This window comes from Hymenobacter mucosus, assembly GCF_900188255.1.
Taxonomy (GTDB): Bacteria; Bacteroidota; Bacteroidia; order Cytophagales; family Hymenobacteraceae; genus Hymenobacter; species Hymenobacter mucosus.
Genome location: NZ_FZNS01000003.1, coordinates 142,636 through 160,105, shown reverse-complemented (window position 1 = coordinate 160,105; position 17,470 = coordinate 142,636). Strand labels below are relative to the sequence as shown.

General features: G+C 57.3%; 19 protein-coding genes. 6 read left to right on the top strand and 13 right to left on the bottom strand.

Annotated features, from left to right (window positions below; genetic code table 11):
- Positions 1–2: 2 nt before the first annotated feature.
- The gene (locus tag CHB83_RS07865) at positions 3–917 is read right to left on the bottom strand and encodes an LEA type 2 family protein (protein WP_045689228.1); all 915 of its coding nucleotides are present in this window, start codon (positions 915–917) and stop codon (positions 3–5) included.
- 207 nt (positions 918–1,124) lie between these two features.
- Between CHB83_RS07865 and rocD the strand changes: the two genes are divergently transcribed.
- The 6 genes from rocD to CHB83_RS07835 all read left to right on the top strand — a co-directional run bounded on the left by rocD (position 1,125) and on the right by CHB83_RS07835 (position 6,795).
- A complete protein-coding gene (gene rocD, locus CHB83_RS07860) occupies positions 1,125–2,375 on the top strand; it encodes an ornithine--oxo-acid transaminase (protein WP_089332224.1) in 1,251 nt (416 codons plus the stop codon).
- Positions 2,376–2,448: 73 nt separating this feature from the next.
- Positions 2,449–2,991: a hypothetical protein gene (locus CHB83_RS07855; RefSeq protein WP_143437041.1), complete on the top strand. Its 543-nt coding sequence runs from the start codon at positions 2,449–2,451 to the stop codon at positions 2,989–2,991.
- Between the two features lie 170 nt (positions 2,992–3,161).
- Complete coding sequence (locus CHB83_RS07850; RefSeq protein WP_143437039.1) at positions 3,162–3,389, top strand: hypothetical protein; 228 nt, start codon at positions 3,162–3,164, stop codon at positions 3,387–3,389.
- A gap of 234 nt (positions 3,390–3,623) precedes the next feature.
- Positions 3,624–4,616: a porphobilinogen synthase gene (gene hemB / locus CHB83_RS07845; RefSeq protein WP_045689225.1), complete on the top strand. Its 993-nt coding sequence runs from the start codon at positions 3,624–3,626 to the stop codon at positions 4,614–4,616.
- A gap of 94 nt (positions 4,617–4,710) precedes the next feature.
- Positions 4,711–5,223, top strand: coding sequence for a GNAT family N-acetyltransferase (locus CHB83_RS07840; protein WP_089332222.1), 513 nt, complete (start codon positions 4,711–4,713; stop codon positions 5,221–5,223).
- 186 nt (positions 5,224–5,409) lie between these two features.
- On the top strand, positions 5,410–6,795 hold the full coding sequence (locus CHB83_RS07835; RefSeq protein WP_089332221.1) for a lysophospholipid acyltransferase family protein: 1,386 nt from the start codon (positions 5,410–5,412) through the stop codon (positions 6,793–6,795).
- A gap of 20 nt (positions 6,796–6,815) precedes the next feature.
- Here CHB83_RS07835 and CHB83_RS07830 read toward each other — a convergent pair whose 3' ends face one another.
- From CHB83_RS07830 to CHB83_RS07775, 12 genes are all read right to left on the bottom strand, one after another.
- Positions 6,816–7,421, bottom strand: a complete 606-nt coding sequence (locus CHB83_RS07830) for a hypothetical protein (protein WP_045689222.1) — start codon at positions 7,419–7,421, stop codon at positions 6,816–6,818.
- Entirely contained in the window at positions 7,405–8,232 is an 828-nt protein-coding gene (locus tag CHB83_RS07825; RefSeq protein WP_045689254.1) for a metallophosphoesterase family protein, read from the bottom strand. The genes CHB83_RS07830 and CHB83_RS07825 overlap by 17 nt, the downstream gene beginning before the upstream one ends.
- 40 nt (positions 8,233–8,272) lie before the next feature.
- On the bottom strand, positions 8,273–8,926 hold the full coding sequence (locus CHB83_RS07820; RefSeq protein ID WP_052695327.1) for a hypothetical protein: 654 nt from the start codon (positions 8,924–8,926) through the stop codon (positions 8,273–8,275).
- Positions 8,926–9,756, bottom strand: coding sequence for a metallophosphoesterase family protein (locus tag CHB83_RS07815; protein WP_089332535.1), 831 nt, complete (start codon positions 9,754–9,756; stop codon positions 8,926–8,928). The genes CHB83_RS07820 and CHB83_RS07815 overlap by 1 nt, the downstream gene beginning before the upstream one ends.
- Positions 9,757–10,064: 308 nt before the next feature.
- On the bottom strand, positions 10,065–10,661 hold the full coding sequence (locus tag CHB83_RS07810; protein WP_089332220.1) for an arylesterase: 597 nt from the start codon (positions 10,659–10,661) through the stop codon (positions 10,065–10,067).
- A 149-nt stretch (positions 10,662–10,810) separates the two neighbouring features.
- The gene (locus tag CHB83_RS07805) at positions 10,811–11,422 is read right to left on the bottom strand and encodes a TetR/AcrR family transcriptional regulator (RefSeq protein ID WP_089332219.1); all 612 of its coding nucleotides are present in this window, start codon (positions 11,420–11,422) and stop codon (positions 10,811–10,813) included.
- 70 nt (positions 11,423–11,492) lie between these two features.
- Positions 11,493–12,173 carry a carotenoid biosynthesis protein gene (locus CHB83_RS07800; protein ID WP_089332218.1) on the bottom strand — a complete coding sequence of 227 codons (681 nt, stop codon included), beginning with the start codon at positions 12,171–12,173 and terminating at the stop codon, positions 11,493–11,495.
- 78 nt (positions 12,174–12,251) lie between these two features.
- A complete protein-coding gene (gene crtD, locus CHB83_RS07795; RefSeq protein WP_089332217.1) occupies positions 12,252–13,760 on the bottom strand; it encodes a 1-hydroxycarotenoid 3,4-desaturase CrtD in 1,509 nt (502 codons plus the stop codon).
- Between the two features lie 125 nt (positions 13,761–13,885).
- Positions 13,886–15,073: a class I SAM-dependent rRNA methyltransferase gene (locus CHB83_RS07790; RefSeq protein ID WP_055562568.1), complete on the bottom strand. Its 1,188-nt coding sequence runs from the start codon at positions 15,071–15,073 to the stop codon at positions 13,886–13,888.
- 96 nt (positions 15,074–15,169) lie between these two features.
- Positions 15,170–15,712: a hypothetical protein gene (locus CHB83_RS07785; protein WP_089332216.1), complete on the bottom strand. Its 543-nt coding sequence runs from the start codon at positions 15,710–15,712 to the stop codon at positions 15,170–15,172.
- A 76-nt stretch (positions 15,713–15,788) separates the two neighbouring features.
- Positions 15,789–16,265, bottom strand: a complete 477-nt coding sequence (locus CHB83_RS07780) for an SRPBCC family protein (RefSeq protein WP_089332215.1) — start codon at positions 16,263–16,265, stop codon at positions 15,789–15,791.
- 305 nt (positions 16,266–16,570) lie between these two features.
- Positions 16,571–17,233, bottom strand: coding sequence for a hypothetical protein (locus tag CHB83_RS07775; RefSeq protein WP_089332214.1), 663 nt, complete (start codon positions 17,231–17,233; stop codon positions 16,571–16,573).
- Positions 17,234–17,470: the final 237 nt, after the last annotated feature.

Genomic DNA, 17,470 nt, shown 5'->3' with positions numbered 1-17,470 from the left:
AATTACTCCTTATTCTTTTCCTTCTTCACTACCTCTTTCAAGTCTTTAAGCGAGCCAGAGCTGTTGAAGTTCATAGTCATATCCTTAGGATTGTGCTCACCGGCGGCAATAGTAGCTGAGCCAGTAAGAGTGTAAGGCGTCTTGGCTGCTTTAAATAACCCCTTAAAGGCCACTTTGGGCATGGCTTTCGGCTCGAAGTGCACGTGAATAGGCATCAGTTCAGCTCCTCGTTTGCGGAAAGTCACATCCTTGGTTTCCACGCCTTTCACTTCCATATCATCACTGACGCGGAAGGTGTAGGAAACTCGCCGTACCGTAACCGGAAAGGGGTTGTAGTTGATTACCCGCAGGCTCACAATGGCTTCCCCATTTTTCAGACCTAGGTCCTTCACATCTACGTCGGCTACTTCAATCTTGGGTAGTTTCGGGATGTAGACGCGCTTGGTAACGCGCACCGGAATTTTCTGTGGCCCGGCCACCGGCAAACGGGTATAGAGGTTCATCACCATTTCTACATCCACGCAATCCTGTTGGCTTGTGCGCACCTTACGCTTCAGGTTGTCTAGCTGCACCGAAACGGGTAGGGTCAGGTGCGATACGGAGTCGCCTTGCAAGACGGTTGGGCGGTCTTTGGCTCCCTTGGTTAGCAACTCGCCATCAACTCGGGTTACGTAGCTCAGACTATCAATGCGAAGGGTAACGGGCATCTGGTTGCGCAAGTCTACCTTCATCTGGGCCTTTAAGGTGCTAGATGTGATGTTGTTGACGTTGAGTGAGGCGTTTTCTAGAGTTGGCAGCAGCTCTTTGCCTTTGTCGGTTCTGAAGTACAGGAAGGCAGCTCCTGCGAGTAGCAGGGCCAAGGCTAGCAAGAGGAAGGTTACGACCGGATGCCGGCCGTAAAAAGATTGAGAAGCCATAAACACGTAGGAGGAAGCTGAGCACTAGCGCGAGGCAGGAAGCTCGACACTACAACACATTGTTTCACAATAATTTATAAACACGTACGAGCTATACCCTTCCCCTTGTTATTGTCGAGTTAGCAATTCGTGGTGGCTTACCCTACCCTAGCGTTTTTGCGTAGTTTTGAACTCCACCCAGTATTCCACCTTTTCCTTCCCTGTATCATGCAGCCCACTTCCCCTACCGCTCAGCACAGCCGCAGCCAGGAGCTAATGGCTTTAGAAGACCAGTATGGCGCTCATAACTACCACCCCCTGCCCGTGGTGCTGAGCCGCGGCGAAGGTGTGCATCTTTGGGACGTGGATGGCAAGCATTACTACGATTTTCTTTCGGCTTACTCGGCTGTAAACCAGGGCCACTGCCACCCCCGTATCATTGGGGCCCTTACCGAGCAAGCCCAGAAACTCACGCTCACCAGTCGTGCCTTTTTCAACGACCAACTGGGAGCAGCAGAAAAGCAATTGTGTGAGTTGTTTAACTACGATAAGGCGCTGCTAATGAACTCCGGGGCCGAGGCCGTAGAGACAGCGCTGAAGCTGGCGCGCAAGTGGGGCTATCAAGAGAAAGGCATTGCCCCAAACCAGGCGCTGATCCTCGTGGCCGAGCACAATTTTCACGGCCGCACCACGGGCATCATCTCCTTCTCCACCGACCCCGACTCTACCGGTGGATTCGGCCCGTATAACCCTGGCTACCAGGTAGTACCCTACAACGACCTGGAGGCGCTGGAAGAAGCCTTGAAAGACCCGCATGTATGCGGCTTCCTAGTAGAGCCCATTCAGGGGGAAGCCGGCGTGATGGTGCCCGCCGATGGCTACTTAGCCAAGGCCGCCGCCTTGTGCAAAGACCACAAAGTGCTCTTTATAGCCGATGAGATTCAAACCGGGCTGGGCCGCACCGGCGAACTGCTGGCGGTGTGCTACGAAGGGGTGCACGCCGACATTCTTATCCTGGGCAAAGCCTTAAGCGGGGGAGTACTGCCCGTATCGGCCGTGCTAGCCCGCAACGAAATCATGCTGACTATTCAGCCGGGCCAGCATGGGTCTACCTTCGGCGGCAACCCGCTGGCCAGCGTAGTACTGCGCGCCGCCCTAGACGTGTTGCTAGATGAGAAGCTGACGGCCAACGCTCGGGTTTTAGGCGAGGTATTCCGGGAGCGGATGCGCCGCGTGCAGGCCAAGCGCCCAGAGGTAGTAGAAGAGGTGCGGGGCAAGGGCTTACTCAATGCCGTTGTAATTAATCCCCACGTTGATGGCCGCACCGCCTGGGACGTGTGCGTGAGCTTGATGGAGCGTGGCGTGCTAGCCAAGCCAACTCACGGCGACATCATTCGCTTTGCGCCGCCGCTGGTCATCACCGAAGAGCAGTTGCATGAGGTGTGCGACGTGATTGAGGAAGTAATTATGGCCTTTTAGGCACTGAAACAGTGCTTTTACTTACCAAACGAGCGGACTTCCCTACCTTGGGCAGCCCGCTCATTTTTTACCCATGACGATGATGTTTCGGAAGTACTACCTAGCCCTCTGCGTTGTAGCCCTGGCCAGTTGTCGGAGTGAGCGAGTAGCCTTCCAGTTTAGCCAACCTCGCACTGCTACGGCCGCTACTACAGTTACCGAACCCACACCAGTCACTAGTCCAGTAAAACCACTCCAGGTAGAAGAAGCTCCCGCTACCAGCCCGGTGGCAAGTAGTGCACGTGCGGGGGCGCGCCCGGCGGCCCGGCACCTAGCGGCATTTCATCCAAGAAAGCATAACACCACGGCGGCTCATCGGAGCGTTCGTCCTACGGTAGTTACGCCTCCACCTCGGCAGTTTAGCCGCCCGCGGAAGGCGCTGCTGGAAAACGAAGGTGCCTTTGTGCTAGGGGCGCTGCTAGTGGTGGCGGGCATCACGGCGGGCGTGGTGCTGGGCGGTTGGTTGGGCTTTGGCGTAGGAGCCCTGGTTGTGCTCTTTGGGTACTACTTCCTGGGGGTTGGCATCGGTGGCAAGCACGCGTGGCTTGAGGTATTCCAGGAGTTCTTCAACATGTAAACACGGCCCTTCAGAGGCAGTAGGGTGCGCATCTGCTTAGGTTTTGGAGCCGCTAACCGACGAAACAGCTCGACTGACAGCGCGGGCTGCTGGGTTGACCGAGTTAGGCAGCGGCGGGTACTGAGGGACTATACTTTTGTATCATCACCTCTACCTCAATCCCAATCGTTATGCGTGCTCGTCGTCTGCTTCTGTTTTGCGGTGTAGTATCGATGCTGGCTAGCTGCCAGACCACCCGCTCGGTATTGGCTCCGCGGCCGTTTCAGTCGGTACTGTCTATGGGCAGCCACGACACCAGCGCTACGACTGTGGTACTGATGCACGATTCGCAGGGGCCCCAGGGTACCCGGGTAGTGATGAGTACAGCCGAAGCAGCCAGCTTCAGCTACCACCAATAGCAAGCCACTCCCCTACATACAGAAGGCCGTTTAGTTTTTACCTCGCTCCGGATTTTCACACACCGCCGTACGCCGGGTTGCTCCTCTTACACGGGGCAATCCGGCGTACGTGTTTGCAGTGCTTGCTAACTGCCAATTGCTTGGCTACGATTACGGGGCGTACTCAATAGCAATTTCCGCAACCTTACCTTTGCCTTGGTTGTTCTACCCCGTCTTACCAATCGAAAGCAGCTTATGCCTACTGTCCCTACGCACCGCCCGCGCCGCAACCGCAAGTCTCAGGTTATCCGCGACATGGTGCAGGAAACGCGCATTACCACGCACGATTTCATTTACCCTATTTTTCTCATCGAAGGCCAGAACCAGCAACTGGAAATTCACTCGATGCCGGGTATTCACCGTTTCACTCCCGACCGAATTATTGATGAAATTGGGCGTTGCGTGGAGTTGGGCATCAACAGCTTCGCGCCATTTCCAGCCATCAATGATGCGCTGAAGGACCGCTTAGCCAAGGAGTCGGCCAACCCGGAGGGCCTCTACCTCAAGACGGTAGCCGAAATCAAGCGCCAGTTTCCCGACGTGGTGCTCATGACTGACGTGGCCATGGACCCTTACTCCTCCGACGGGCACGACGGAATTGTAGACGCTGAGTCGGGCGAGATTCTTAATGATGCTTCTTTGGAAGTGCTGGGTCAGATGGCATTGGCACAAGCTCGCGCGGGGGCCGACATCATTGGGCCTTCGGATATGATGGACGGGCGCGTAGCCTGGATTCGTGACGTTCTCGACAGCAACGGCTTTTCCAACGTGAGCATCATGAGCTACACGGCCAAGTACGCCTCGGCTTTCTACGGTCCCTTCCGCGACGCACTCGACTCGGCACCTAAGCGCGGCGACAAGAAAACCTACCAGATGAATTACGCCAACCGGCGGGAGGCCCTGCGTGAGCTAGCTCTTGATGAGGCCGAAGGTGCGGATATGGTTATGATCAAGCCAGCCCTGAGCTACCTTGATATCATTCGGGAAGTGCGCGACAACACCCAGTTGCCCGTAACGGCCTACAATATTTCCGGTGAGTATGCTATGGTGAAAGCCGCCGCCCAAAACGGTTGGATCGACGGCGAAAAGGCCATGATGGAAGTGCTTACCAGCATTAAGCGGGCGGGCGCCGATGCTATCCTAACTTACTTTGCCAAAGAAGCCGCCGAGGTGTTGCGCCGCGGGTAGTACCTGAAAATCACCCGAGCTTTTCACCTGCTGAGTAGGAACGCGCTTCGGCGCGTTCTTTTTTTGCTACCCTTTCACCCTTCCCGTGTTTGCCATGCCGACCTTACTCCGCCTTGCCACTGCCGCTGATATCCCCGCCATTCTAAGCATTGTGCGCCGCGTGGTGCCACTGATGCAAGCCAGTGGCAACCACCAGTGGACGACGGACTACCCCAACGAGGAAGTTTTCCGGCGCGACATTGCCCAAGGTCATTTGTGGGTGGCTGAGTTAGATGGCCGGGTAGCTGCCCTTGGCGCCCTCACGCACAACGACCAGGACCCTGAATACGCGCAGGCCGACTGGGATGCCACGGAGCCGGCACTAGTTACCCACCGCCTGGCAGTAGACCCAAGCGCCCAGGGCCACGGCCTAGCGGCCGCCCTGCTACAGCAAGCCGAGGTGCTAGCGGCGGAGCAAGGGCTAAGAATGCTACGCGTTGACACGAACTCGGAAAATGCGGCTACCCAGCGGCTATTTCCCAAGTTAGGTTACCGTTTCGCCGGCGAAATCACCCTGGCTTTTCGTCCGGGTCTGCGTTTCTTCTGCTACGAAAAGCAGCTGGGGTAACTACCAGTAGAAACGGCCAATGCTCCCGAGAGCTGGTGTGAAAGCACCCAGGGTAGGCATGCGTCTAGCCTACCTAAAACCCTGGCCCAACCAGCACCGCTGAAAAGTCCTTTGTCACGCTCTTTTGGTGGCAACTTCCAGCCTAGCTCCAGAGTACAACCCCGCAAACTTGCCTTTCTTGCGGCTATGCTCTTCTACACAGTCATGAAGCCTCTGGTGCAGGTAGCTCTGCGCGTATTTTTCCGCCAACTGGAGGTGCGCCACCGTGGGCGGCTGCACATGCCGGGCCCCCTGCTCATCACCAGCAACCACCCCAACACGCTGATGGACCCTTTGGTGACGGCCATTAATCGGCGCCAGCCCATTGCGTTTCTAGCCAAGAGCACCTTTTTCAAAAATCCGATTTTGCGCGCAATTATGGAGTCGGGCAACTCCATTCCGATCTACCGGCGGCAGGACCTTGACACTGGGGCCGAGACCCTGACGCCCGCCCAGCTTGAAGCGCAGAATGAGAAAGCTTTTGGCCGCTGCTACGACTACTTTGACCGGAAGGGCACCATCATGATTTTCCCCGAGGGCACGAGCGTGAGCGAGCGACGCCTACGCCCCCTGAAAACCGGTGCCGCCCGTATTGCCCTAGGCGCAGAGGCTCGGCATAACTTCCAGTTGGGCCTGCATATTCTCCCGCTCGGTATCAACTACTTCGATCCGCAACGCTTCCGCTCCGATGTGCTGCTGAACTTGGCCGAGCCCATTCGGGTGGCCGAGTACGCTGCGGCGTACCAGCAAAGTCCTGAAGCGGCGGCCGATGCCCTGACCGAAGAAATTCAGCGCCGCATGGAGTCCCGCCTCGTCATCACCCGCACCGATGAGGAGGACGAGCTGGTGACGCAGGTAGAGCGCACCTTTGGGCAGCACCTCATCCAGGACGACGAAGAAACCTTGTACGACAACTTCCAGCTGAGCCGTACCCTGTTGCAGGCCGTACAGTATTTTGAACTGCATGATGCGGGTCGCTTGAGCGCCATTCAGGAAAAGCTGCGCGCCTACCAGCAGGAGCTACACCGCCTGCGCCTAACCGACGAAGCGCTGGAAACCCCGCCCGCCGGGGGCTCGCGTACCCGGCGCGGAGTGGTGGCGGCCCTCAAGCTAGTGCTGGGAGCCCCGCTGTACGCCTACGGAGCCATCAATAACTACCTGCCTTACATTGTACCCTCCGTAGTAGCTAAGCGCGCCACCGACGACATGGCCTTTGTGGCCCCGGTAATGCTAGTAACAGGCATGCTCACATTTACGCTGGGCTACGCTCTGCAAACCTATCTGGTGCACCACTTCATTACCCACGACTGGCGCTGGACTACGTTGTATTTCATCAGCCTGCCGCTGTCGGGTTTCTATGCGCTGAGCTACTGGAGCAACCTAGCCCAACGCTTGCGCCGCCTACGGGTGCTACGTTTGTTTCGGCGCGAGCGGCCGGTGCTGGAAAGCGTATTACGCCAGCGCACTGAGCTTATCCGTTTGTTGCGCGAGGCAAGAGCAGCTTACCTCGCTACTCATCCGCTCCCAAGCTAATTACCGCAACTTATCATACCTCACCAGCTTTGCTTCGCACCCGCACCTAGCGTTAGGATATCCGTCAGCTTCAAGGCGTGGTTGGTGAGCGCACTGACTAAGTGCAGGTCATTGGTACTCAGCTCAGAATACAGCGCCGTGCGGGCGGGCATAGCGCCTAGCTTGCCCGCTGGCTGGGTATGCGTGAGCCGGACGCCGGCCAAGGCTCCAATTCGGACGGCGGGTGACCACCAATAGTAACCGGGACGGTAGCGGCCAGCCGTATTGTTGGTAAGAAAGTACTGCCGCCCCGTGGTGTAGCTCAGCAGGCCTCCTACCGCTATGGGGCTTAACTGCCACTGGGAACGGCCTAGCGTGGGCGCAAAAGGTATGTAAGTGGTTTTTAGGGTAATAATAGCTGCGGCACGCCCAGCTAAGCGGCGCGGCAGGTAGCCCACCAGCACCTCGGGCTCTACCCGCTGATGGTTAAGGCGGTAGCCCCCGCCCACGGCTACTAGGCCTACCCCACCGGCAAAATGCAGCGTCAGGAAAAACGGTCCGGAACGTGGCATCTCGGTTGTTTGTGCCTGCACAGTTCCGCCCAGGGCCAGCAGCAGGGCAACTCCTACGTTATGCTTGCGGGCCATACTGCACGGTTTCGAGCCGGAACTGGCGCTTGCCCCACAGCGTGATGATGTGGTAGCGGTGCTTGGCGAGGCTGTAGGTAGTAAGGTAGGTAATGCCGTCGTGGTAGGGCTGGCCAGCCGTGAAGCGGTGCACATGGGCGCTTAGGTGCAGCGCCAGCCGCGGCCCGTACTGGCGAACGGCCGCCGTGTACGGAGCTACCAGCGTGGAGTCGAAGTCCTCGTCCATGGGAGGCACATGGCTGATAACAACCGACCGACGCGTGCCCACGGTATCCTGCAGCTGCGTGTGCAGCCAGTCTACATCGGGCACCCTACCGTTAAAGCCATACTCGCGCCCGTTGGTATCAAGGCACACGAACTGGGTACCCTGGTAGCGAAAGGTGTAGTTCAGGGGGCCATACATGGCTTGGTAAATGGCGCGCCCATTACCCACTAAGTCGTGGTTGCCCACAACGGTCAGGTAGGGTACTCGCAACTGCTGTAGGCGCTGGTGTACCCACCGGAACTCGCGGGTCAGGCCAAAGTCGGAGATGTCGCCAGCCACAAACACGAAGTCGATGCCGCGCTGCTGGTTCACGCTCTGCACAAAGCGTTCGGTTTCATCATAAAACCGCTGCGTATCGCCAATGAACACGAACCGTACTGTATCGGTACTTGGCGAGGCAGTTTCCCGTAGGCGCGCTAGGTTGCGGGCAGTTTGGGCACGCTCTGCTACGGGCAAATAGGTTTGGTTGGGGCTGTATTCTACCCATTGGCAGCTACTTAGTCCTGCCAGCCCTATCCATACTGCCCGTGCATACCGTGTGCTCATGTATAACTTGCTTTGCTTGGCTAGCACAAGCTAGCCAAGCTTAAAAGTCAGCCTTTAGTCCCAAGCTCAGCGTGAGAATGTCAACCGGGGAAAGGCCGCGGCGGTTCTGTGCATAGCTCAAGATGTACAGGTCGTTGGTACCCAACTCGTAGTAGAACGAAATGTTACGGGCCCGCCCGCGGGGGCTGGGGTCACGCGCATACGTAATCCGGCTGCCCAGTAAAGGACCAATGCGAGTGTCGGTTGAAAACCAGTAGTAGCCTTTGGTATACTGACCCGGCTCCTCGTCGTTGATGGTGCCGTGGGTGTAGCTGTAGTAAACCCCTACGGTAAGGGGCCGTAGCTGCCACCGTTCCTTTATTGGGATGAGGTAGGGCGAGAACATGAGCTTGGCTGTGGCTATACTGAGGGTAGAACCAGCGTGCTTCTTCGGTACGTAGCCCACGAGTACGTCCAGCTCGGCTCGGTCGCGCCACAGGCCATAGCCCACACCCGCGGCCACCATACCAATGCCACCGCCCGTTTGTACCACGGCGTGGCGAGGACGGTACCAGGGAAGTGGGGCCGGCTGTTGGGCAAGGGCCGTACGAACTTGCCCGGTAGTATCAGGCGGGGCAGTAGCTAGCTCCTGGGCTGCTGATGTCAGCAGGGGCGCAGCAGCCAGAGCTGCTGCAACTACAATGCGCTGTATCATCAGAAAGACACTTCTTTAAGCCGAAATTCCTTGTCGCCCCACACCGTCACAATCAGGTACTTGCGCCGCTCAAAGGCATAGGAATTCACGTACGTGACCCCATCATTGAAGGGCTGCCCCACACTGAATGAGTGCCGATGGGCATTCATCTCAAATACTAAGCGAGGATCCTCGCGCAACGCTTGAGCGTACGCGTCGCGCACAGCCGGGTCAAAGTCATCATCCTGGGGCGGCACGTGGCTGATAATGACGTGGCGCCGCACACTGGCGTCCTGCAACTGAGGCCGCACCCAGTTCATATCGGGAATCTTACCGTTGAAGTTGTACTCGCGGCCGTTAGTGTCGGTCATGATGAACTTCGTGTCGCCGTACACAAACGAGTAGTTCAGGGGGCCAAAAATGGCTTTGTACGCTTCCCGGCCATTGCCGACCTGGTCGTGGTTGCCGATGACGGTGAGGTAGGGAATTTTTAGGTTGCGCAGGTGGTCGTCTACCCACCACATTTCGCGGGCCATACCAAAGTCGGAAATGTCGCCGGCCACAATCATGAACTGCACGCCCGTTTGACGGTTTACACTGGCCACCAGGTCCTTGGCATCGTTGTAAAAGCGCTGGGAGTCCCCCGTATACACAAAGCGCAGGGTGTCACCAGCCGGCAGCGGGGTTGCGGCCAAGGCAGCCAGGTTTTTGGCCGTCAGGTCCTGCTTGTCGCTGGGCGAGCGGTGGTCGTTAGGGCTGAACTCGAGTAGCTCGCAGCCGCTGAGAAGTGCGCCGGCGGCCACCAATGGTAGCCCTAGGCGTCGGTAGGAGAAGAGAAGAGGTAAGAGCATACAGAGCAGCACAAATACAGCAATAGGAAGCCCTAGTCCGAAGATCAGGGCCGCGCTATATACTAGCCAGCTGCTCGTATTGTTGGGCCTGCGGCTTACAATACCTAACCACAAACAGCAGTGCTACGGTAGCGTTTCCAAGGTAGGCGGCCTATATAGGCTCCAAACACACAAAATCCTTTGCTATTGCCCGGCAAAGAATTTGGTTCGTTTCCAGCAGAAAAATACAGTTAGCTACCGTCCAGCTCTCTTTGCTGGCTGGCAAACACTTTGGCTCTTAGCAAGCCTTAAGGGTAGTACCCCATGGGCTATGTAGTGCGCTCCAACACGGGCCGTAGTATAGCCCACACGTTATCTGCCAGTAGCTTTTGGCCCTCCGCATTCGGGTGCACACCATCGGGCAGGTTGAGGTGGCGCTGCCCAATGACGCCGTGCAGGAGGAAGGGGACGAAATCAACTTCGTTCTTCTCTGCCAACTGCCGAAACAGGGCCTTAAATTCTTGGGCATAGTGGCCGTAGCGCCCACCGCCCAGGCTAGCCAAAGGTCCTAGGTCGAAGGGGAACTCCAGGCCCACCAGCACTACCCGCGCCTGCGGGTACTGGCGGCGCACCTCATTGAGAATGTGTTGGAGGTTTTGGGAAGTTTCGCGCACCGGAATGCCACGCAGCGCGTCGTTGGCACCTAGTTCCAGCACAAACACGTCGATGGGATTTACACGATCTAGCACGGAGCCAATGCGCTGGCGCCCACCGGCGGTAGTTTCGCCGCTGATACCGTAGTTCAGCGCCTTATACGGCAGGCCGAGCGCATCTATTTTCTCTTGAATACGAGAAGGAAACGACTCGCTACCGCGCAACTGGTAGCCAGCTGTGAGGGAGTCGCCAAAAAACACGATTTGTTGCATAGGCTATTCGTAGCGGCCAAAGCCGCTGCTAGCCATACGCACAAGTGCAGTATCGGGCTGCCTATAAGCCAGCAGAAACCTACTGCCCGCTTACTTGGCAGGTGCCACCGTCGGGCTTGTGTATACCAACCTCTGCGTAAGGAGGCAGGCTAAATACGGCCGAAGAGTGGTGATGCCAGGCGAAGCCCGGAGTCGGTGCACAGGCCCCGGACGTAGTGGTGATAGATGTTACGATACACTTCCGCCTGGTTGGTATGATCGGGAGGGAAGAACTTTTCGTCGATCAGGAGATTGAATTGCGCCAGCATGATGTGCGCAATCAGGGGAGCATCAAGGTCGGCGCGGAACTGCCCCTCCTGGATACCTGCTTGAATGAGGCGCGTGAGCAGCGGGGAGGAATACTCGTAGAGATGCTGCTGAAGAAGCTCCCACGAATCGGGGTAGTGCTCCCGCATCACGTGGTAGTCGTAGTGGGGCGAGCGACGCAACTCCTGTACGCTATGGTGCAGCAGGGCCAGCAAGCACTCAACGGGGGTAGCCAGGTTCGCAAATAACTGGTCGTGCTCGGCGCGCTGGCGCTGCATGCTCCGCTGGGTAGCCTGGTATAGTAGGTTGCTCTTGCTCCCAAACAGCTCACGGAATACCGTGGGAGTAAGGTCGAGGGCAGCGGCTAACTGTTCTTCATGTATCAGGCCCACTCCCACTTGGCAGAAGATGTCGTTAGCCCGGTCGAGAAGTTGGTGGAGTAAGATTTCCTCCATATGAAAACATCAAAAATTCTAGGCTGATTTCAATCCCCTCACGCTAACTCAACCTCAACGCTATTAGTGCCTACAACAACATACTCAAGCCGAAAAAAAACAGCAGTTGCAGCATGTACACGAAAGGAACCAGCTCGTTACGCTTGTCAAACTCCACGCGATTAAAATACACTTGCAAGATAAGCGCTACCAAGAACCAGCCCTTAAAATTTTGCAGCGGAATTACATCGTACTGCCAAGTCCAGAAGTCGTAGCGCACAGCTACGGGCTCCAAGCAAACATCCATACCCACCAGAAGTAGGGCTGCTACTACGGCCCGCAGGAAAGCCGGCAAGGGCAAACGCAAGGCCAGGACACCAGTCATATAAGTGAGCATTAGCCAGTTAAGACCAATGATAAGGGGCGTCTGCTGCCACTTCAGGCCCAGCGTGGCTCCGTACTCATACTGCCCAAAGATCTTGCCGGTACTAACCCCGACTACTTCCACAAAGAAACCTACCAGGCTTACTACCAGGCAGAAGCCCCAAAAGGCAGGGCTACGGTCGCGCTGAAAGGCGAATAGCAGCCCGGCGGTGAGCAGCAGGTTCAATGGTACAAACTGCAGGTAGAAGGAAGGGTCTTTGGAGAAGGCCATTCCGAGGAAACCAGTAGTGTGAAAGAGCAGCAGCACGCCCTGGGCTAACCGCAGGTTCCGCACGGAGGCGGGGGCGGCAGTGGCCGGGAGCGGAGGGTGTTGCGTTGGATCAGACATGAAGACGTATCAGTAAGCAGCAAGGAAGTAGCCCGGCTGAGCGGGGCAATGCACCAACATTGCCCCGCTCAGCCGTTCTTACTTTCCAGTAGCAATTAAATCAGAAACAATGCGCGCAGAAAGAAGGCAAAGGGGAATACCACCGCCAGGGTGCACCGACCCTCCACAAAAGTACAGCCCATCTATCTGCCGCGAAAAATTGGGGTGGCGTAAAAATGCCGCCAGGGTGTTGTTACTTGAGCTGCCATACAGCGCCCCCCCAAACGAGGATGTGCGCAGCTCTATTCCGGGCGGGTCCCACACGTGCTCCGCCCGAATCAGCGGCTCAATGTTGGTACCCAGGGCATAGCTCAGGCGACTCAGCACGGCTTGGCGGGTACGTTGCACCAAGGTCGGCCAGTCCTGGCCCTGGTCGTGGGGGACGTTGACCATCACAAACCAGTTTTCGTGGCCAGGCGGAGCATCGGCGGGACTATGCCCAGAGGTGATGTTAATGTATACGGTAGGGTCGTCGGCTATTGTCTTCTGCTGGAAGATGGCATCAAACTCCCGCTTATAATCGTCGGAGAAAAAGATGTTGTGCACTCCCAGCTCCGAGAAACGCCGCCCAATACCCCAGTAGAAAATCAGCGCCGACGATGACCGGGGCTGACGCAAGGTGCGCTCGGGGGCCGGGCGGCCGGGCAGCAGGCGGCGGTACGTAGGCACCACGTCCATATTGCTCACTACCAAACTCATATCATACACATCCTGGGTGGTGCGTACGCCGGTTACACGCGGGCCCGCCGTGAGAATTTCTACTACCGGCTCCTGGTACCGGAACTGCACGCCCAACTCACTAGCCAGCTTCACCAGGCTTTCCGCAATAGCATAGATGCCGCCTTCGGGGTAGAAGGCACCCAAACCGTGCTCCAGGTGCGGAATGAGGCTGAGCGTAGCCGGCGCTTGGTAGGGGTCGGAGCCGTTATAGGTAGCAAACCGGTCGAAGAGTTGCACGAGGCGCGGTTCGCGCGGAAAGGCCTCCTGGTGACGCTGGTGCATGGTGCTGGTCAGGCCCAGCGTGGGCAGCGCCGACAGCGCTTTCAGAACATCCGGGCTGAGGTAGGTTTTGGCTTTGTGCAGAGACTTTTGCAGGAAGGTATCGGCAGTGGCCTCGTAGGCGCGGCGGCTACGGCCAAGAAACTCGCGTACTGCCGGGGCCGGCACGTTCAGCTTCTGCTCTACCTCAGCCGCAAACCGCTCTTCATCGGCCCAGGCTGTGAGGTGGGTACCATCGGGGAAGAAGTACTGAGTGATGGGATCGAGGCGCTGGTAGCGGAAGTAGTCTTGCGGGTTGCGGCCAGCTAGTTGAAACAGCTCATCGACTAAGTGGGGCAGCGTAAACAACGAGGGCCCACCATCAAACCGGTACCCGCCGGGCAGCTCTAGCTGGTGCATCTTCCCCCCAAACGATTCCTGGGCTTCAAATACCGTTACGCGGTGCCCTGCCAACGCTAGCCGCACTGCCGTAGCAATACCACCAATACCGGCCCCAATAATAGCTACGGGTTGCTTGGGTGCGGAAGAGCGCGCTGAGGAATGAGCCACAAAAGCGAGATAAAAGAAGAGCTAGAAAAAGGCAATGGAAGCTTCTACGTAGAAATACCCATAACGAAGAACGCGCCGAAGCGCGTTCTTACACAAGGTGCTACTACTAAATGTTTTTGCAGGTACTACTCCACGGCTAGCACCAAGCCTTTCAGATATTCACCTTCGGGGTGGAAGAGGCTCACGGGGTGGTCGGCTGGCTGGGTAAGGCGGTGCAGAATGCGGGCAGGGCGCCCCGCTTCAATAGCCGCCGCTAGCACGGCTCCCTCAAACAACTCAGCCGATACTACCTGGGAGCAACTAAAGGTGAACAGTAGCCCACCAGGCGCAATCTGGCGGATACCAGCCGCATTCAGACGCTTGTAGCCCATCAGGGCGTTATGGCGAGCTGAGAGGTGCTTAGCAAAGGCCGGCGGGTCCAGCACTATAAGGTCGTACTGGTTGTGGCGGTCTTTGAGAAAAGTGAATACATCTTGGGCGTAGGCTTCGTGCCGGTTTTGGAGGCCCGTGAGGGCAGCGTTACGCTCCGTTAGCTCAATGGCTTTTTTGCTGGAATCGACCGAGTGTACTAGCTCTGCTCCGGCTTCTAGCGCGTAGGAGCTGAAGCCGCCCGTGTAGCAGAATGTATTGAGCACGCGGCGGCCGGGAGCGTAGCGGGCCAGCAAGCTCCGGTTGTCGCGCTGGTCGATGAAAAAGCCCGTCTTCTGACCCGTTTCCCAATCGACGGCAAAGGGGTGGCCGTTCTCGTGCACAATGTGCTCTTGGCCGTTGCTTTCCCCGAAGAGGTACCCATTTTGAGCTCCAGGAGCGGCTTTTACCGGTACCGTTTCAGCACTCTTGTCGTAGATGGCCCGCAAGCCAGGCACCGCTGCCTGCAACGCCTGCGCAATAAGCGGACGGGCTTTGTACATGCCGGCACTATGTGCCTGCACTACAGCCACATCACCATACACGTCAATAATCAGACCGGGCAAACCATCACCCTCGGCGTGCGCCAAGCGGTATACGTTGGTGTTGCCCTGCCCCGTGAGGCCCAGCCCCTCCCGAAGCAGGTAGGCATTGCGGATTTTTGCTTCCCAGAACGCGGCGTCCGGTAGTTGAGCCTCGGGGCCGAAGGCAAGCATGCGCACGGCAATGGAGCCGGGAGCGTAGTGGCCCACTCCCAGCAGCTCACCGTTGGCAGCTTGCACGGCTACTACTTCGCCCTCTACTACTTCGCCCTGCATCCGCCCAATAGCGCCCGAAAACACCCACGGGTGCAGGCGACGGAGGGACTGATCTTTACCGGGCTTGAGGGTGACGGTTGCAGACATGAAGGTAGGTCGTTAGAAAAATGGACTACAAAGGTAGCCATAGCGCTTGAGGATAAGCGGGATTTCCTGGGTCTTGCCAAGAAGCTTTTCTATTGGCTAGCCGAAGGGGTCGAGGTAGGCAACCAGGATAGCCAAAGCCGACAAGCCCGCTAGAATAAGCCACACCGGCCCACCCCAGATCAGCAGCCCCAGTAAGCTAATGGGCAGCACCACTAGTCCCAGCACGCCCAGCACGGTAGTACCCAATCCCACTTCAGAAACGTGGCGAGGTCCGGCAGCATGCTGCACCCGCTGCGCCGCCGGCTGAGTTACCAGAGACACTAGCCGCTGGTGCACCGCTGCCCGCGCCACTACCTTACGCAATTGCCGATGTACCTGCCGAGGCTTGCGCGGCTCCTGGGAGGTAGGCTGCCCCACCACGAGCGGCGTGGGCGCCGGAGCGGGTAGGCTTGCCGCTTCTACCGCTGCCGGAGGCAAAGCAGGCGTACCAACGTGCGCTAGGCGAGACGAAGCAGGGGGCTGAAACTGATAGGCAGACTGAGCACTGCGGCAGCTAGCAAACAGCAATAAGCCCACCAGCGCCATTGTCAGGCGGGAAAGCAATTGTGCGCGGCGGGTAGGAGTAAACGAAATAGGCATGGGCAATACCGGGAGGAGAGACAAGCTACACTACTTGCTGCGAACCTATACGGGAGAGGTAAGAAGCGCGCTGCCCCTACCGATCAGTTTTCGCGGGACTTGCTTGGCCAGGCTTACCAAACCACCGCCGGTAGATGGGACGGCGCCACGCAAACTGGGCCCACATAGCTGGATATAGCAGCACATCCAACGCTCGTAGTCCCGTTCGGTATTCCAAGTCCTCCACAATGTAAGTCCCCCCGCCTGCAGCGGGCTGCATAAGGTGGCGGTGGCGCCAAAAGCGCAACGGGGGCGGCAGCTTTTGACCTTCATCTACAAAGAAGTATGTTCCATCGGGCTGGGTACCGTGGTCAGTTATCAGCGAAGTCCAGGGGTAGCATAACCGACCGGCTCCCAATTCAATGTGCACCTCGTCGCCGCGGTGGCACCCATCGAAACGCCGCAAACGGAAAGGTGGGAATGGGGGCGCTAAGTCAAGAAATAACTCCCGGGTAAAGCCCTGCCAGACTTGCGCAGGCGTAGCAGCAACGTGGGTGCGAAGGATAAGGTGCATATACGTAGTACCGCTGCTGCCAAAGCTTTGTTCGGGGGCTCCGCTTCGGCAAGGACTGTAAGCAACGGTTGCATAATGCTACCCCCTTGGGCCACCTCGACAAAAACTGCCCGAGCCCAGCGCTATATCAGATAACACAGCCGTGGAAATCATGAGAAGCGCCTAGCCAACTGCACCAGCGCTATGCTGGCAAAGCTGGCTATAGCTCCCAATTAGTGGATTAGTACCGGCAAGCTTATAGTGCCTTCCGCTAGAGCCGCTGCGTAATAGGCCCATCTATTACTGCCCTTGTAAGTTGAAGCGACCTAGAAGCTGTAGGTAAGAGTTGGGGTAATAGTCACCATCTCAAGGGTAGTAACCGAAATCAGATAGTACCCACGTGCCCGTAGCCCTAGCCGGAAGTGCGTATCGATGGGCCGGGAATATTCAAGGCCCGCTACTACTCCGGCTTCCTCAGCGTAGCTATTGCGGCGGTTTATTTCACTTATGTACGTAGTAGGCCCCGTTCGTAACGATTGGGAAGCGGTAGTCATGTAGAGCAGCCCGGCGTGATACTTCCAGTTGGAGTTCCGGCTAAATTGTCGCTCATACACCACCTGAGAAGCATTGTTGAGGTATCGAATTCGGAAGTCTGTTGCCGCCGCGTAACTTGATACTCCGAAGAACTGTGTGAAATGCACTAGCCGAGAGTTGACGCTGCGGGTGTACTCCAATGCCACGGAGCTGCCTGGGGTAAGCCTGTAGGCTACTGCTCCGCCGCCAGCCGTACCCAGGAAGTTGGTGCGGGTATACTCCCCACTCGACTCATTTACCTGCGAAGAAGTGAAGAAATTACCATTAACGCCGTAGTGCGCCTGAACGCTAAAGCGGCTGCTAGATGACCCTGCTTCTTGGGCACGCACACTAGTCGCGGCAGTGAGCAGCAACCCTGCTACGGCCGTGGTACACGGCAAGAGTGAATAGTTCATATGGCACAAAGGATATGTAGTGAGAAAGAACGCGTCAAGCTGCTATTCACGTCATGCCGGTGCACACGCATCACCCCGGGCCTTGCCTACTGCGGCATGAACCAGTGGGTGTACTCACAATTGACCTGAGTATAGGCTACGGCACTCGGGTCACAACAACCTGAGTGAAATAGCCTCGCTGGATCAAGCCAAACCTGCCGCCAGACCGAGTGTGCTGGCAGAGTACGCAGTGCAGCA

Coding starts and splice junctions, on each gene's coding strand:
- CHB83_RS07780 (WP_089332215.1), bottom strand. CDS start 16,265: ATGCACCTTATCCTTCGCACCCACGTTGCTGCTACGCCTGCGCAAGTC.
- hemB (WP_045689225.1), top strand. CDS start 3,624: ATGCCTACTGTCCCTACGCACCGCCCGCGCCGCAACCGCAAGTCTCAG.
- CHB83_RS07830 (WP_045689222.1), bottom strand. CDS start 7,421: ATGGCCCGCAAGCATAACGTAGGAGTTGCCCTGCTGCTGGCCCTGGGC.
- CHB83_RS07790 (WP_055562568.1), bottom strand. CDS start 15,073: ATGTCTGCAACCGTCACCCTCAAGCCCGGTAAAGATCAGTCCCTCCGT.
- CHB83_RS07775 (WP_089332214.1), bottom strand. CDS start 17,233: ATGAACTATTCACTCTTGCCGTGTACCACGGCCGTAGCAGGGTTGCTG.
- CHB83_RS07835 (WP_089332221.1), top strand. CDS start 5,410: ATGCTCTTCTACACAGTCATGAAGCCTCTGGTGCAGGTAGCTCTGCGC.
- CHB83_RS07810 (WP_089332220.1), bottom strand. CDS start 10,661: ATGCAACAAATCGTGTTTTTTGGCGACTCCCTCACAGCTGGCTACCAG.
- CHB83_RS07805 (WP_089332219.1), bottom strand. CDS start 11,422: ATGGAGGAAATCTTACTCCACCAACTTCTCGACCGGGCTAACGACATC.
- CHB83_RS07840 (WP_089332222.1), top strand. CDS start 4,711: ATGCCGACCTTACTCCGCCTTGCCACTGCCGCTGATATCCCCGCCATT.
- CHB83_RS07785 (WP_089332216.1), bottom strand. CDS start 15,712: ATGCCTATTTCGTTTACTCCTACCCGCCGCGCACAATTGCTTTCCCGC.
- CHB83_RS07855 (WP_143437041.1), top strand. CDS start 2,449: ATGACGATGATGTTTCGGAAGTACTACCTAGCCCTCTGCGTTGTAGCC.
- CHB83_RS07825 (WP_045689254.1), bottom strand. CDS start 8,232: ATGAGCACACGGTATGCACGGGCAGTATGGATAGGGCTGGCAGGACTA.
- rocD (WP_089332224.1), top strand. CDS start 1,125: ATGCAGCCCACTTCCCCTACCGCTCAGCACAGCCGCAGCCAGGAGCTA.
- CHB83_RS07815 (WP_089332535.1), bottom strand. CDS start 9,756: ATGCTCTTACCTCTTCTCTTCTCCTACCGACGCCTAGGGCTACCATTG.
- CHB83_RS07865 (WP_045689228.1), bottom strand. CDS start 917: ATGGCTTCTCAATCTTTTTACGGCCGGCATCCGGTCGTAACCTTCCTC.
- CHB83_RS07820 (WP_052695327.1), bottom strand. CDS start 8,926: ATGATACAGCGCATTGTAGTTGCAGCAGCTCTGGCTGCTGCGCCCCTG.
- CHB83_RS07850 (WP_143437039.1), top strand. CDS start 3,162: ATGCGTGCTCGTCGTCTGCTTCTGTTTTGCGGTGTAGTATCGATGCTG.
- CHB83_RS07800 (WP_089332218.1), bottom strand. CDS start 12,173: ATGTCTGATCCAACGCAACACCCTCCGCTCCCGGCCACTGCCGCCCCC.